Raw genomic sequence first — 15,023 nt, forward strand, 5'->3', positions numbered from 1 at the left:
AGTTTGGAGGAGACAAACGACATGGCCAGCTCGGAAACATTCACCACCGGAACATTCGTCGGCCGCATCTGGCGCCCGGATGTTGATGGCCCTGCCCTCGTCATCGTCCGCGACGGTATGCTCTATGACATCACGTCGAAGGAAACGCCGACCATGCGCGACCTTCTGGAAAAGGACGATCCGGTTGTTTTCGTTCGCGCGCAAAAGGGCGAAGCCGTTGCCAGGCTCGACGATTTGCTCGCCGGCAAGGCTGATCGCTCGGCTCTCCATCTCCTCGCACCCATCGATCTGCAGGCGATCAAGGCCTGTGGCGTCACTTTTGCCCGCTCAATGCTGGAGCGTGTCATCGAGGAGCGCGCCGCCGGCAATCCCGATCTTGCTGAAGCGATCCGCGGCAAGGTGACTGCACTGATTGGCGATAGCCTGCGCAACCTCAAGGCCGGCTCGCCCGAAGCAGCCAAGGTCAAGGCGGCGCTGATTGAGGAAGGTGTCTGGTCGCAGTATCTCGAAGTCGGCATCGGGCCGGACGCCGAAGTCTTTTCGAAGTCGCAGGTCATGTCTTCGGTCGGGCCAGGCGCGGATGTCGGTCTGCATCCGATCTCCAAATGGAACAATCCCGAGCCGGAAATCGTGCTTGCCGTCGACAGCCAGGGCCGGGTCAAGGGCGCAACGCTTGGCAACGACGTCAACCTGCGCGACGTCGAAGGCCGTTCGGCCCTGTTGCTCGGCAAGGCCAAGGACAACAACGCTTCCTGCTCGATCGGGCCGTTCATCCGTCTGTTCGACGAGACTTACGCTCTGGATGACGTGCGCAATGCCGATCTCGATTTGAAGGTCGAAGGCGAGGACGGCTATGTGCTGCACGGCCGCTCGTCGATGAAGGAAATCAGCCGCGATCCTCTCGATCTCGTCTCGCAGACCATCGGCCGACATCATCAATATCCCGACGGCTTCGTGCTGTTCATGGGAACGCTTTTTGCGCCTGTCGAGGATCGCGACACACCCGGCCAAGGCTTCACCCACAAGATCGGCGACATCGTCACCATCTCCAACGACAAGCTGGGATCACTCAAAAACCGTGTGCTGCTGTCGACCGATTGCCCCCCCTGGACGTTCGGCGCGTCGCATCTGATGCGCAATCTCGCTCGGCGCGGTTTAATTTAAGGCGTCGGCCGGCGAACGCAAGACTGGAGGGATGACAGTTTTGTCGTCAATTGCGCGGCATCGATCAAGGCAAGATTGCCGCCGGCGAAAAATGCATCGTTGGAAACATCGCGCCCGACCCATGGCGGCGGCATGATTGCGTCCAGCACGGCGGCCGACTCCGCTTCGATCTCGCATAGAACCAAGCCGTCAAGCTGACCTTCGAAAACATCGAGGCAGAGCGTGGACAAGGCGATATTGTACCGCCTCTTGCGAACGCCTTTGCCGCTCAGTGCTGAAAGGAGATCATATTCCTGCGATGTCAGGTAGATATTGACGATTGCGAGGGGATCGGCACTCGGACCGGGGTACTTCTTACAGAGCTTGTATTGCTCGTTTCCATCCTCGCAGATAATCTTGCGCAGGCGCAGCCTGGTGCCGTCGAGATAAAGATCTTCAATCAGCCGGGATGCTATTCCGGAAAGATCTGGAATGTCGCTGAGAAGAAAACGGCGTTCATATTCGGGCCGGGCATATTTCGGAATTGAGTTCGCCATATTGAAATGGGGCGCCCGCCTCTCAAAAGCACGGGCACCTGCCCCCTCAATCTCAATGGGTGGACATCGACTGTGGCTGGTTGAGGCGGCTGCGGACGGCGGTCAGTTCCGAGGTCGTGTGGTTGAGGCGGTCTGCCAGCACGCGCATGATCTCGACGGCCATTTCCGGGAAATCGCTGAGCAGCTTCAGGAAATGCTCCTTGCTGATCTTCAGGGCTTCCAGCCTGGAAGTCGCTTTCACCGTGGCTGTACGGGAGACATCGCAGAGGATGGCAATTTCGCCCACGATGGAATTGAGATCGACTTCGGCAACCTTGATCTCGCCGGCTGGGCTATCGACGAGAATATCAGCAGTTCCTGAAAGAACAACATAGGCCGCATCACCTTGATCGCCCTGATGAAACAGGATTTGGCCAGCATTGTAGCTGACCCGATCGGACGTAAACGCCAAGAGTTTCAATTTTGCGGGTGCAATGCGCGAAAAAATCGGCACCCGCTTCAGCATTTCAACTTCGTCCTTCAGAAGCATGAGCTTCGGTACCCCCAGTGTTCGGCCCCAGACGCCACTGTTGAGATAGGATATTACGATAACAGTTCTTTGAACATACCGTTTTTCTCTAAAAGATCGGTAGTGGAGCCACTTTCGACAAGACTGCCGTGGTCGAAGACCAGAACACGGTCGAATAGTTCGGCAAAGCTGGGATTGGACAGGACCCAGATGATCGCCGGCGCATAGCCGTCGCTGTCGAACTCGCCGAGAATAGCCCTCGCAATCTGATCCTGAACGCGGTGGTCGAGCGCCGGCAGCGGGCGATTGCAGATGATATAGTCGGCACGTTTCAAAAGGGCGCGACCGAGATTGAGTTTCTGGCGCTGCACGTTTGTCAGGCGCTTGCCACCCGAGCCGACATCGAAATCCAGGCCGATCGACAGAACGCCGTCATGCATGCCGAGACGCCCGAACACATCATACATGATCTGGTGGATACGTTCCGGCGCATTTGCCTGTTGATGAGCGATACGGCCGAACAGCACGTTATCCATCAAGGTGGCGGAGGCGGTAAAGCGCTCCGGATCGTAGCGCTCGATGACCTTGGCGAGATCGGCTGGAATATTCTCATAGAATTTCGCGCGCGCCTGCACGATCTTTTCCATGAGTACCTGTGTCAGAAGGCCGAAGCGGTGACGTGGTTCAATATAGGAGAAGCTCAGGCGGATGATGGCGGCTCGCTCGTCGTCGGTGGCCGCCTCATAGCCCTTGCCATTGAGCTTCTGCAACAGCGCCTCGTAGGTCGGGATGTCTTCCGCCGTCATGAAGGTCAGCTGCTGGAAGAACGGATGGTCCGGCGGCAGGTCGGTAAAGAGCTCGACCGCGTTCTCGGCGATCTCGAGACCCATATCGTACAAGTCGGACACCAGGCCCGTCTCGGCAAATATCTGCCGGAAGTAGGGGTGTGCCGCCAGCTTGCGATTGGTCATCTGCGGCCGCTTCAGCGTGCCGAACAGCAGATTTTCACCAACAGTCGCCTGCAGATTGTAAGCATCAAACTCGAAGGGAACCACGAGATCCTCGAGTTTTTCCTCTTCAAGTCGCAACCGCAATGCCTGCCGCAGCTCGACGATGCGCGACGTCAGATCCTGATGCGCGGCAGCGTCCACATTCGAACGCAATGCCATGTCGAAAATATCCTGCGACATGGTAACGGCATCGAGAACCGGACGGATGGCGGAATAGATATCATCCGGCCCCGTTGCGCCGGCGGCGGCATAATCCACCCAATCGCTATTGAGATCGAATTCCGGATTGGCCGCGCGCCGGGCCTCGGCCACGCTCCACTTGGCCTTTGTAGCCTCATCCTCGCTGTAAACCGGGGCAACGAGCGGCGCATGCTTGAGACCATAGAGCAGGTTGCTGCGCAAGGTGCCGTGGAAGAAGAACGTCTCGGAAGAAGCATAGGCAATGCGTCGCCCGGTAAGCGATTCCGGTAGTTCGAGGATATCGCGCCCGTCGATCGAGACGCGGCCGCTATCTGGCCAGATCAGGCGCCCGAATGCCTCGGCGAGATATTCACCACCCGCACCACTATCGCCGACGATCGCCACCCTTTCACCTGGCTGAATCTCGACTGAGACGTGATCCAGCACGCGCGCGCCGCTATCGTCGACGACAGTCAGATTAGTCGCAACGAGGGCATGAGTGATGCGGCCCGCCGGCGCATGCGAGACGACCTGGATTTTCGGGTCGATCAGATTGTCGACGCTGAACTGCTCGACCACCTGATTGTACTTCACCTGAACGTCCTGTCGCGACTGGTCCCAGTCGATCAGCTCCTTCAACGGTCCCGGCAGATCCTTGTACGCATTGATGACGGCAACAAGCTGACCGATGTCCAGGCGACCCTGCAACGCCAGGAAGCCGCCGATCAGGTAGAACAGGAATGGCGTCACCTGAGCGAGGAAGTTATTGATGAATTTCACCAGAAACTTCCACTGGTAGAGGTCGTAGCGGATCGAGAAGATCAATCCGAGCCGGTGAGCAATGTCGGCACGCTCCAGGTTCGTGGTATCGTTGGCGTGGATGGTGCCGATACCATCGACAATCTCGCCGACGCGGCCGGAAAGCTCGCGCGCCGTCAACTGTCGCTGACGACCGAGTTCCAGGAGCCGCTTGCGCATGCGGGGAATGACGATCGCCTGCACGGCGACGATGGCGGCGGCGATCATGCCGAGCCAGAAATTCTGCATGATGATGAAGATGAGCGCGGTGACCGCCTGACCGCCGAGAAGGGCGGGTTGTACGAAGGCGTCGCCCGTGAAGCCGCCCATCGGCTCCACCTCGTCCTTGATCATGGTGGCGATTTCGGCGGGCTTTACCCGCTTGAAATGCACTGGAGGAAACCGCAGCACGCGATCGATCAGCTCGAAGCGAATGCGGCGAAGCATACGCTCGCCCAGCCGTCCCTTATAGGTGTTGATATAGAGCTTGAAGAGACCGTTGAGGACGACAAGCGCCAGAAACACCATGCTCAGCGCAACGAGCATCCACATGCGCGTCAGCTGCACGCCCTGAAAAATCTCGACATGACCGAGGAGCGGCATATCGAAGGCGATATGCATGAAGGTCTGCGTATCGCCGGGATGTTCGAAACCCTTGCCCTGTATAGGCCCGTTGACGATCTGCTTCGGCAAGTCGAAGGACAGGAAGTACGGGATCATCGAGGCCGCGACGACAAGCAGTATCCAGATCTGCTCCAGCCGGGTATTCGACCAAATGTAGCGCGCTAGGCTTTTTTCCATTGCTTACTGCAGGCTTTCAAATTCAACGCCCAGCGCCAGCGCGACGCCGGCACCGATGTTGCAGAGATGCGGGAAGGTTTCGTTACGGATGCGTGGCCCCATATCTGAAAGGGGACGCCGCCCGGTCTTTCGTCCACGCTCCTCCCGATTCATCGATTTTTCGATTTATATCACAAGATTGCGGGAATCCAGGAGGATAAAACGACAGGATGTCTCCGATAGCCGGCGCACACGTTCCTACCTGACCTCACGCAGAATGGCGGATGTTCTGGCGGCGCCGCCGAGATCGATATCCGGGTTGCCTGGCTTGGGTCGGGACAGTGCCGTCTTCACGGCCTCGACCAGCATATCCGCCGTCAATCCCGCCTCCGGCAGGGCCAATGCCAACCCCAATCTCTCCAGCCGCTCGGCCCTGACGGACTGCTCCGTCTCGCCGCCAGCGGTGAAAGGAACCAGAATGGCGCGGCAGCCGGCCACGAGAAGATCGCCGACCGTATTGTAGCCGGCCTGCGAGATCGACAGCTCGGCGCCACGCAGAAGAGAGGGAAAATCCTTGCGGAAGCGAACGAGCTCGACATTGTCAGGCGCGTCCACGGCGAGATCGGCATAATCCTGGTCGGGCAGGTTCGGTCCGGCGATCAATAGCCAGCGACGATCGGTCGCCACGCGGCTTGCCGCCTCGAGCGAGGCGCGGATGAGATCGCGCCCGACAGCGCCGCCGCCAGCCGAAACAACGATATCGAAGGTTTCGACGGGTTCCGGCGGCGGAGCGGGTGCGACAAGACCCGTATAGACGATCTTGGCAGCGATCGCCTCGGTCAAGGGAAAGGTCTCTTCCAGCCGGACGAAATGCGGATCGCCGTGAACGAGCACGCCATCGAAGTGATCGCGCAGGAGGCCCACCGTCTCTTCGTCACGCCCCGGTTTCTTCTGCTGCTGCAGAATATCGCGCACCGAGGTATAGAGCCTCGGCTTCGGATCGGCTTCCGAAATGGCATCGAGCAGCGGCAGAAGCTCGAAGCGCATCTGTCTGCGACCGAAGGGAAAGGCCTCGATGATGACGACATCGGGTGCCGCTTGTCGGAATGCCTCCAGCAGCAAGTCGCGACGCCGAGACAGGAACTCCTCGTCGGCGGCATTGCCAGACTGATCGGCAAGGCCGGAGAAGCCGGCACTGCTGGCAACCACGGCCGGCAATGTGACGGAGGTGACATCTGCCCCCGGAAAGCCGTTCACCGGCACGCCGCCGGTGACCACCGTCACCCGGCAACCGTCTTTCGCCAGCGCGCTGGCAATGCGGCTCGCCCGCGCCAGATGGCCGATGCCAAGCAGGTGCTGAACGTAGAAAAAGACCCGCAAGGGGGAATTACGCAAGGCCGTCATGCGGATTTCCGCCATTGATCTTCTTTCCGCCATTGCTCCTCGAACAGCCCAGTCAGTTGCCGGATGCTGGCGTGATAGTCGAAATGCTCGCGCACTCGCCTTTCGGCCGCCTCGCCCAGCCTATGGCGCAGTGCCGGATTGCGAATGGCAGATTCCAGCGCCACGGCAAGCGCCTGCGGGTCCTCCGGGGCAACAACAAGACCGTTCGTACCATCTTCGAGCAGTTCGGGAACGCCGGAGACATCGGTGGAGACGCAGACAAGACGCTGGCTCGAGGCTTCGACAAGCACGTTCGGGAGCCCGTCACGGTCGCCGTCGGCGGCTACCCGGCAGGCGAGCGCGAAGATATCGGCCTGGCGATAATGGGCAAGCACATCCTCCTGCGCCAACGCACCCTTCCAGGTGATGCGATCGGCAATGCCGAGCGCATCTGCCAATGCCTTCAATTTCGAAAGGCCGTCGCCGCCGCCGATATGGGTGAAACGCCAGCTGAGATCACCGGGAAGCAACGCCAGCGCCTTCAATAGCACATCGTATCCCTTTTTCTCGACAGCGCGGCCGACGCTGAGAATGAAGGCGGGATCGGAAGCGTCCTTGCCATCACGGCTAGAATGTTCGCCTGTGAACGGGCCGAAGCGATCGAGGTCCAGACCGTGATAGCTCAGATGAACCTTGTCATCTGCCCCGATCAGATCGCGCATGTGCTCGAAGCCGGTGCGCGTGCACGTCACGGTCCAGCGGGCGCGGGCGAGCTTTTCCGAAAGTTCCCAATCCGGCGACGTCCAGATGTCCTTGGCATGGGCAGAGCAGGTCCAGGGAATGCCGGTCATGATGCTGGCATAGGACGTTACCGAAGCCGGCGTGTGGATGAAATGCGCATGAAGCCACTCGCCGCCATCGGGCCACTCATGCGCCAATACGAGCGCCTGACCGAAGCGTCGCACACGGTTTGGGGTGATATCACGTTTAAGATCGGCGAGAAATTGCTTCAGGAGCGGCTTGAACCCAGGCCTGCCGATGCCGGCCAAGAAGGCGCGAAGCACCCTCAGCGGTTCGTTGTGCAGATATTCGGGCAGATAGAGGACGCGCGCCCTGATCTCGTCATGGACGGGATGGCGCTTCTTGTCCGTGGGCTTGCGCATGGAAATCAGCGTCAGGTCGAAGCCGGCCTTCTCCAGGCCGAGCAGCTCTTGCGCAATGAAGGTTTCCGACAGGCGGGGATAGCCTTTCAGGACCACCAGTATTTTCTTCCGCATCGACAGGTTCCGGTGATCTACTCGGCAACGATCGATAGCGGCGTATAGCGCTCGCGGTCATCGAACCATTCGCCGACGGTGCGCGAAATATGCACGAGCCCTTCCAGGCGCATGTTGCTGGCGCTCGCCGAGGGCGGCGCCCGGTTCGGCAGGCGTTTCAGGGCAGCGGCAAGTTGCTTCGGATCGGCCGATTCTTCCGGCAGCAGCATATCGACGAGACCGAGCTCGCTTGCCCGCTGCGCGCGGATGAGCTGCTCCTCGCGTGGCCGCGTGCGGGGGATGATCAGCGCTGGCTTGTCGAAAGACAGGATCTCGCAATAGGTATTGTAGCCCCCCATCGCGACGACGGCCTTGGCGCCGGCAATCAGCTCTTCCATCTTGTTGTCGAACTCGATGACCTGCAGACAGCCGATCTTGCTGGCGCGCTCCAGCAACTGGCTGCGCTCCTTGGCCGGCATATAGGGGCCAAGCACGATCAGCGTCTTCTGCGTGAGAGAACTGTCATCTTCGAAAGCGGCAATGACATCGCTGACAAGATCGGCACCGTCGCCACCGCCGCCTGTTGTCACCAGGATATAATCTTCATCCGGCACATGTTCGGACTTCGTGCCCAGAGTGGAGACGCTACGCTGCAGGAAGCCGACGAACTCCATCTTGCGACGCACGCCAGGGGGAACATCAAGGCCAACGAGCGGATCGTGAAAATCCGGCGGCCCATAGACCCAGACGCGATCATAGAATTGATCGATCTTCTGCAGGACATTGTTCCTCTTCCACTCGGCCTCCAGCAGGTGCGGCGCATCCATGACGTCGCGCATGCCAAGAACAAGCGTCGTGCCGCGCGCCTTGAGATAGGTCAGCGTCTCCTCGACTTCGCCTTTCAGCCCCATCGGCTCCTTATCTACGATGAAGACGTCGGGCTGGAAGGTTTCGGCCGTATGGCGAATGATCGATTGCCGCATCTTCAACGTTTCCTGCAGCGCGACATGGCTCGCCATAGACGTGTATTCGCCGTCGCGCAGCTTGATGACGCTCGGCACTTTGACGAAATCGACACGAGCACGATAATCGAATGCCCCTGCGATCGTCGCGCCGGAAATGATCAGCACGTTCAAACCGCGATAGTCCTCAACAAGCGCATGGGCAATCGTTCTGCACCGCCTCAAATGGCCGAGACCGAACGTGTCGTGGCTATACATGAGGATTCGAGCATCTTCTAAGCGCCGCTTCATAGGCAAAAACCTCTGGGGGTGAAAGTTGTACGCGGTGTGTCGGCAAACGACATCCGCGGGCCGCTTCTCGAATTGCAATCCTGTCTTCGCCGTTCATCCTGCTATTTGTAGGGATCGGCGGCATCGCGCAAGCCGTCTCCTAAAAAGTTGAACGCCAGAATGACCAAAATCACCGGGATCATAGGGAAAAGGAGCCATGGATAGAAGGCGATGACGCTGACACTCCTTGCCTCGGTCAGCAAAATGCCCCAGCTCGTGATGGGCGGGCGAAGCCCCAGTCCGAGGAAGCTAAGCGCGGTTTCGCCGAGAATCATGCTTGGAACAGAGATCGTCGCCGTGGCGATCAGATGCGACATGAAGCCGGGAACGAGATGGCGGCCGATGATACGCGGCGTGCTTGCGCCCATCAATTGCGCAGCGAGCACGTAATCCTCCTCACGCAGCGACAAAAGCTTCGAGCGCACGGCGCGTGCAAGGCCGGTCCAGTCGAGGATGCCGAGAATGATGGTGATACCGAAATAGACGATGATCGGACTCCAGCTCACGGGCATGATCGCCGCCAGCGCCATCCACAATGGCAAGCTTGGCAGCGACTGCAGTACCTCGATCACGCGCTGAACGAGGAGATCGAAAAGACCGCCGTGATAACCTGCCAGACCGCCGATGACAACGCCGAGCACGAAGCTGATCGCTATGCCGATCAACCCGATCGTCAAGGATATGCGTGCGCCGTAGATGATGCGCGACAGCACGTCCCGGCCCAGGCGATCGGTTCCAAGCAGGTACATTTGGCCGCCGACGGAAGGGCAGACCAGATGAAGGTTCGAATCCACCAGGCCCCAGAAACGATAGGCGTCGCCGCGGCAAAAGAAGCGGATCGGCTGCACGTCCGAAGGATTGTCGGCATAGATCCGGCGCAGCGTATCGATATCGAGCGTCATTTTCCGGCCATAGACGAATGGCCCGACGAACTCGCCCTTGTCGAAGAAATGGACCATCTGTGGCGGCGAGTGGATATAGTCGACATTACGGCTGTGCAGCCCGTAAGGCGCCAGGAATTCGGCAATCAGGATCATGCCGTAGGCCAGCAACAAAAAGATGCCGGAGGCGAGCGCAAGCTTGTGCTTCCTGAACTTCCACCACATCAGCTTCTTCTGCGAGGCCATGTAGTAGCGCTGCTGGCTAGCGGACGTGGCTTCGAACTGATCCGGATCGAAATCCGCGTTCGAGACATAATGCTCAAGGGGGGCACCGGGTTTTGGCAGGGATACGCTCACTTTGTACTCCTGCCTTGCAAGCGGATGCGGGGATCGAGAAAGCCGAGCGCGATATCCGAGATCAGCACACCGATAACATTGAGGAAGGCGAGAAACATCAGAAATGAACCGGCAAGATACATGTCCTGGCTTTGCAAGGCCCGGATCAGCATCGGACCGGTCGTCTCCAGCGACAGCACGATCGCGGTAATCTCGGCGCCCGAAATGATCGACGGCAGGATGGAACCGATATCGGCGACGAAGAAGTTCAATGCCATGCGCAACGGATATTTCACCAGAGCCTTCAGCGGATGCAGCCCCTTGGCTCGCGCGGTGATGACATATTGCTTCTGCATCTCGTCGAGCAGATTGGCGCGAAGGCGGCGGATCATGCCCGCCGTCCCGGCCGTGCCGACGATGATGACCGGAATCCACAGATGCGACAGAATTGAGCGTGCCTTGTCCCAGCTCATCGGCTGCGAGAGATATTGCTGATCCATCAAGTGGCCGATCGACACGCCGAACCAGACATTGGCGAAATACATCAGGATCAGCGCCAGCATGAAATTCGGGATTGCAATGCCGAGCAGGCCGAGGAAGGTCAGGCCGTAGTCGCCCCAGCTATACTGATGGGTGGCGGAATAGATGCCGATCGGGAAGGCGATCAGCCAGGTCACGAGGATCGTCGTCATCGATACGAGAATGGTCAGCCACAAGCGGTCGCCGACGACATCCGAAACCGGCAGCTGATATTCAAAGGAATAGCCGAAATCGCCATGCAGCATTCCGGCAACCCAGTGGACATATTGAAGCGGCATGGGCTGATCGAGGCCGTATTCGTGACGAAGATTCTCGATCTCCTGAAGATTCGCCGTCTCGCCCTGGGCGCGCAGCTCGGCGATCTGGCTTTCGAAGAAGTCGCCGGGCGGAAGCTGGATGATCGTGAAGACCAGCATCGAAATGACGATCAGGGTCGGGATCATCACGGCGATGCGCCAAAGGATATATCTAAGCATTCCGGCGATCCTCCTTCATCCAGAAGGTATCCGGCATGTAGACACCGAGAAAGCAGGTTGGATCGAAGCCGTAAAGCGCTTTTTCCGGCACGTTCTGCATGCGCGCCGAATGCACGATCGGCTGCAGCGTGGCGTTGATGAGGCCGATGGAGAAAACCTGGTCCGTATAGATCGACAGCATTTCGTGCCAGATCTCGGCGCGCTCGAAGGAGGATGCCGCGGCTTCCCACTCACGAAGCAGCTTGACGAGTTTGGCGGCCTCCGGAACATCAGGCGCAACACCCTGCGTCTCACGCGAAAGATAGTACATGCCCCAAAGCGGCCATTGCATTTGGTCGTCAGTTGTCGGCGCCAGCTCCGCCGGGTTCATGTCCGCCGTCGGCACGCCGTTGTCCAGACCATACCACAAGGACATCAGGATACGCCCGCCCATGGCGCGACTGCGGAAAATGTCGCGTTGCGACACACGCGTAAACAGTGCGATACCGACCTTGCGCCAGTGATCGGTGACCAGCTCCAGGACGTCCGCATCCAACGGGCTTTCGCCCGGTGTTTCCACCGTGATTTCCATGCGCCGCCCGTCCGGCAGCAGGCGAATGCCATCTTCATCGCGCTTGGCAAGACCGGCGGCGTCGAGCAAAGCATTGGCCTGATCGGGATCGTGCGCAATCCAGGCCGACGCATATTCCGGCTTGTAGAGCGGGCTGTCCGGCAGGACGGTATTGGCGCTCTCGGTGCCGAGGCCGTAGAAGACGGCCATATTGACCTCATGGCGGTCAATCGCCAGCGACAGGGCTCGCCGTACGCGCACATCGCGCAGAACGTCTCGCCATACGGCATCGGCGCTGTTCAGATTGGGAAATAGCGCGACCCGCGACCCACGTGCCGCTTTCCAGAGATTGACCTTGATCGGGTGGATCTTCTCCGCTTCCTTGAGGAAGGTATAGTCGTTGAAGTCTATGCCGTTTGCCTGCAGATCACTTTCTCCCGCGCCGGTCTTAGCGGCGATGATTGCGGAAGAGCTGATGCTCAGGATCATCCGATCGATATAGGGCAACTGCCGGCCATTTTCGTCGACGCGGTGGAAATAGGGATTGCGCTCGAAGACGAATTGCTCGGCCGGCGGCGCGGTCGTGTTGCGCCAGGGATCGAGCACCGGCAGATTAGGATTTTCAGGCCGGTAGGAACGGGCCATCTTGATGTGAAGATCCTGCCATTTCTTAGCGCGGTTTTCCTTCATCAGCGAAGAAAGGCGAATGCTGTCCTGGTATTTCTTGTGGAACTGTTTCAGATAATGCGCAGGCCCAGCAATGACGAGCGGCTGCGGCGCGGCCAGAATTGGCAGGAAATCGGGATTTGGATCATCCCAGGAATAGCGCACCGTCAGCTCATCGAGCAACTCGAAGCGCGGCAGGCTGCCATGCGGGCGCAACTCCAAGGCGCCACCACCCGGTGTCAGTTCCTTATTGAGGATGACGTCTTCCCACCAATAGCGGAAGTCATAGGCGGTGAAAGGATGCCCATCCGACCATTTATGCCCGTCGCGCAGCTTGAAGGTGAAAACCATGTCGTTGACGGAGGTGAATGACTCCAGAATATCAGGCTGCAACGACAGGGTACGGTCATAGCCGACGAGACGGGAATAGCCGTATATCGTCATGAAGCGGATGTCGTTCTGGCTGCCCACAATGGTGCGCACCGAGCCGCCATAATGGCCCGGCGTGCGCCCCATGGCCGCGACATTGACGATGCGCGGGAACTTCGGCAGACGCTTGGCGAGATGCGGCATCTGGCCGGCCCTTAGCCAATCGGCAAAATATTCCGGCTCGTTGTCGACATCCGCGGCAAGAACGGGCTGAGGCAAAACGGTGGTGGCCAGCAGGCCGAGAAAGGTGCGCCGATTAATCATTTGCGCAGCTCCTGGGCACCGAGACCCCGGCGGGCGCGCACGAAATGTCCTCCACCCAAATCGGCATAGGCCAGATCTCCATCCGCTCCCTCAGAGAATTGCGGCCCCCATTTCTGCCTGGCTGCAGGGCCTTCGCTGTTCAGGGCGGAGAAATCCAGCGGCCGGTCGAGATCGGGGAACGGAACGGCTGCAAGCAGCGAGCGCGTGTAGGGATGAACGGGATCGCGAAGGATGATCTCGCGCGGTGCGATTTCGACGATGCGTCCCCGTGCCATCACGGCAATCCGATCGGCCATATAGTCGACCACGGCGAGATTGTGCGAAATGAACAGGTAGGTCAGGCCGAGCTCTTTCTGCAGATCCTTGAGAAGGTTCAGAATTTGCGCCTGTACGGACACGTCGAGCGCCGAGACGGGCTCGTCAAGGATCAGAAGCTTCGGCCCCAGCGCCAAAGCGCGCGCAATTCCGATGCGCTGGCGCTGGCCGCCGGAGAAGCTGTGCGGATAACGGCTCAGATAGTGCTTGTCGAGGCCGATCGCCTGCATCAGCGCCTTGACCTTCTCCGTGCGCTCGGCGCTGTCACCATGCCTATGGATTTCCAGGGGCTCACTCAGGATGTTGCGGATGGTCATGCGTGGAGAAAGCGAAGAGACCGGGTCCTGGAAGACCATCTGGATCTTCGTGCGCAGATCCATCAACTCGTCGCCCTTGACAGCGAGCACATCGATCTTGCCGCTGCCATCATCGAAGCTGACGGAACCACCGTCAGCGGTGACACCCCGCATCAGGATCTTGCTCACCGTCGTCTTGCCGCAGCCACTTTCCCCAACGAGGCCAAGACATTCGCCGCGGCGAATATCGAAACTGACATCATCGACCGCCCGGAACTTCGTGCCATCCCGCCGCCCGAACAGCCCGCCAGCCTTCGACGTATAAGTCTTGGTCAGGTTGCGCACACTGAGCAGAACATCGGGTGTCGTGCCCACCGCCGGCACGCCATTGCCGACGAGCTTCTTCTTGCCGGAGAAGGTGCCGAGATTGACCGGGACATCCCGCAAGGATTTCAATCGCTCTCCCGGCTTCATATCGAAATGCGGCACCGCCGACATCAGCGCCTTCAGATAGCGATGCTGCGGCTGACGAAAGATCGTGTCGACCGGGCCTGCTTCCATGATCTCGCCGTGATAGATGACCACGACCTCATCGGCCATGTTCGCAACGACGCCGAGATCGTGGGTAATCAGCAGCATCGCCATGTTGAACGTCTGCTGGAGATTGCGCAGCAGGCCGAGGATCTGCGCCTGGATAGTGACATCCAACGCCGTCGTCGGCTCGTCGGCAATCAGCAGCGCCGGATTGCAGATCAGCGCCATGGCGATCATCGCACGCTGGCGCATGCCTCCGGAAAGCTCGAAAGGATACATGTCGAAAGTGCGAACCGGGTCCTGAAAGCCGACAAGGTTCAGCATCTCTTCCGTCTTTTCGCGCTGCTCGGCTCTGCTGGTGCCGGCGCTGTGAATGCGCAACGCTTCGCTGATCTGGTTGCCGACCGTATGCAGTGGCGACAGCGAGGTCATCGGCTCCTGGAAGATCTTCGCCATGCGTGCGCCGCGCAGCCGGCGGATTGCTGCGCCGTCGCGCGGCAGCTGAAGAATATCGGTCGTCTGACCGTCAAGCGGATCGGTAAACAGAATCCGGCCGGTCGCCTTCGCCGCCGTCGGAAGGATGCCCATGATCGATTGGCTGATGATCGATTTGCCGGAACCGGATTCGCCGACCAGCGCCGTAACCTTGCCCGGAAGCACTCTCAAGCCGGCATTCTTGACGACGCGCAGACTATCTCCATAAAGGGAGAACGAGACGTCGAGGTTCTCAATACGCAGTAGATCAGTCCCTGACGCCATACATATTACTTCCCGCTCACATGACCTTTGTGGCCTTATAAGGCACACTAACGTAGGCCATAACGGGTGT

Annotated in this window: 12 protein-coding genes; 1 reads left to right on the top strand and 11 read right to left on the bottom strand. The window is 59.2% G+C overall.

All coding sequences use genetic code 11. The features are described from left to right. Window positions 1–21 precede the first annotated feature (21 nt). Window positions 22–1,164 carry a fumarylacetoacetate hydrolase family protein gene (locus tag GA0061100_RS10695; protein ID WP_075852694.1) on the top strand — a complete coding sequence of 381 codons (1,143 nt, stop codon included), beginning with the start codon at window positions 22–24 and terminating at the stop codon, window positions 1,162–1,164. Here GA0061100_RS10695 and GA0061100_RS10700 read toward each other — a convergent pair. The 11 genes from GA0061100_RS10700 to GA0061100_RS10745 form a co-directional block, all read right to left on the bottom strand. Further along, window positions 1,161–1,700 carry a CYTH domain-containing protein gene (locus GA0061100_RS10700; protein ID WP_075852695.1) on the bottom strand — a complete coding sequence of 180 codons (540 nt, stop codon included), beginning with the start codon at window positions 1,698–1,700 and terminating at the stop codon, window positions 1,161–1,163. The two genes, GA0061100_RS10695 and GA0061100_RS10700, sit on opposite strands and share 4 nt — an antisense overlap. Window positions 1,701–1,752: 52 nt before the next feature. Beyond that, complete coding sequence (locus GA0061100_RS10705; protein ID WP_075852696.1) at window positions 1,753–2,229, bottom strand: cyclic nucleotide-binding domain-containing protein; 477 nt, start codon at window positions 2,227–2,229, stop codon at window positions 1,753–1,755. A gap of 53 nt (window positions 2,230–2,282) precedes the next feature. Beyond that, window positions 2,283–4,997, bottom strand: coding sequence for an ABC transporter ATP-binding protein (locus tag GA0061100_RS10710; protein ID WP_075852697.1), 2,715 nt, complete (start codon window positions 4,995–4,997; stop codon window positions 2,283–2,285). Window positions 4,998–5,000: 3 nt separating this feature from the next. Then, the gene (locus GA0061100_RS34635) at window positions 5,001–5,150 is read right to left on the bottom strand and encodes a hypothetical protein (RefSeq protein ID WP_159444772.1); all 150 of its coding nucleotides are present in this window, start codon (window positions 5,148–5,150) and stop codon (window positions 5,001–5,003) included. Between the two features lie 84 nt (window positions 5,151–5,234). Next, entirely contained in the window at window positions 5,235–6,380 is a 1,146-nt protein-coding gene (locus tag GA0061100_RS10715; RefSeq protein WP_075853229.1) for a glycosyltransferase family protein, read from the bottom strand. Then, window positions 6,377–7,642: a glycosyltransferase family 4 protein gene (locus tag GA0061100_RS10720; protein WP_208621533.1), complete on the bottom strand. Its 1,266-nt coding sequence runs from the start codon at window positions 7,640–7,642 to the stop codon at window positions 6,377–6,379. Before GA0061100_RS10720 ends, GA0061100_RS10715 begins: the two co-directional genes overlap by 4 nt. Window positions 7,643–7,653: 11 nt before the next feature. Then, entirely contained in the window at window positions 7,654–8,868 is a 1,215-nt protein-coding gene (locus GA0061100_RS10725) for a glycosyltransferase family protein (RefSeq protein ID WP_075852699.1), read from the bottom strand. A 101-nt stretch (window positions 8,869–8,969) separates the two neighbouring features. Continuing rightward, window positions 8,970–10,145 (bottom strand): ABC transporter permease, encoded by a 1,176-nt coding sequence (locus GA0061100_RS10730; protein WP_075852700.1) that lies wholly within the window; start codon window positions 10,143–10,145, stop codon window positions 8,970–8,972. Beyond that, window positions 10,142–11,140, bottom strand: a complete 999-nt coding sequence (locus GA0061100_RS10735; RefSeq protein WP_075852701.1) for an ABC transporter permease — start codon at window positions 11,138–11,140, stop codon at window positions 10,142–10,144. Before GA0061100_RS10735 ends, GA0061100_RS10730 begins: the two co-directional genes overlap by 4 nt. Beyond that, a complete protein-coding gene (locus GA0061100_RS10740) occupies window positions 11,133–13,049 on the bottom strand; it encodes an ABC transporter substrate-binding protein (protein WP_075852702.1) in 1,917 nt (638 codons plus the stop codon). The genes GA0061100_RS10735 and GA0061100_RS10740 overlap by 8 nt, the downstream gene beginning before the upstream one ends. Next, window positions 13,046–14,953, bottom strand: a complete 1,908-nt coding sequence (locus tag GA0061100_RS10745; protein WP_075852703.1) for an ABC transporter ATP-binding protein — start codon at window positions 14,951–14,953, stop codon at window positions 13,046–13,048. Before GA0061100_RS10745 ends, GA0061100_RS10740 begins: the two co-directional genes overlap by 4 nt. Window positions 14,954–15,023: the final 70 nt, after the last annotated feature.

Origin of the sequence: Martinezella hainanensis, assembly GCF_900094555.1 — a bacterium.
Classification (GTDB): Bacteria; Pseudomonadota; Alphaproteobacteria; order Rhizobiales; family Rhizobiaceae; genus Rhizobium; species Rhizobium hainanense.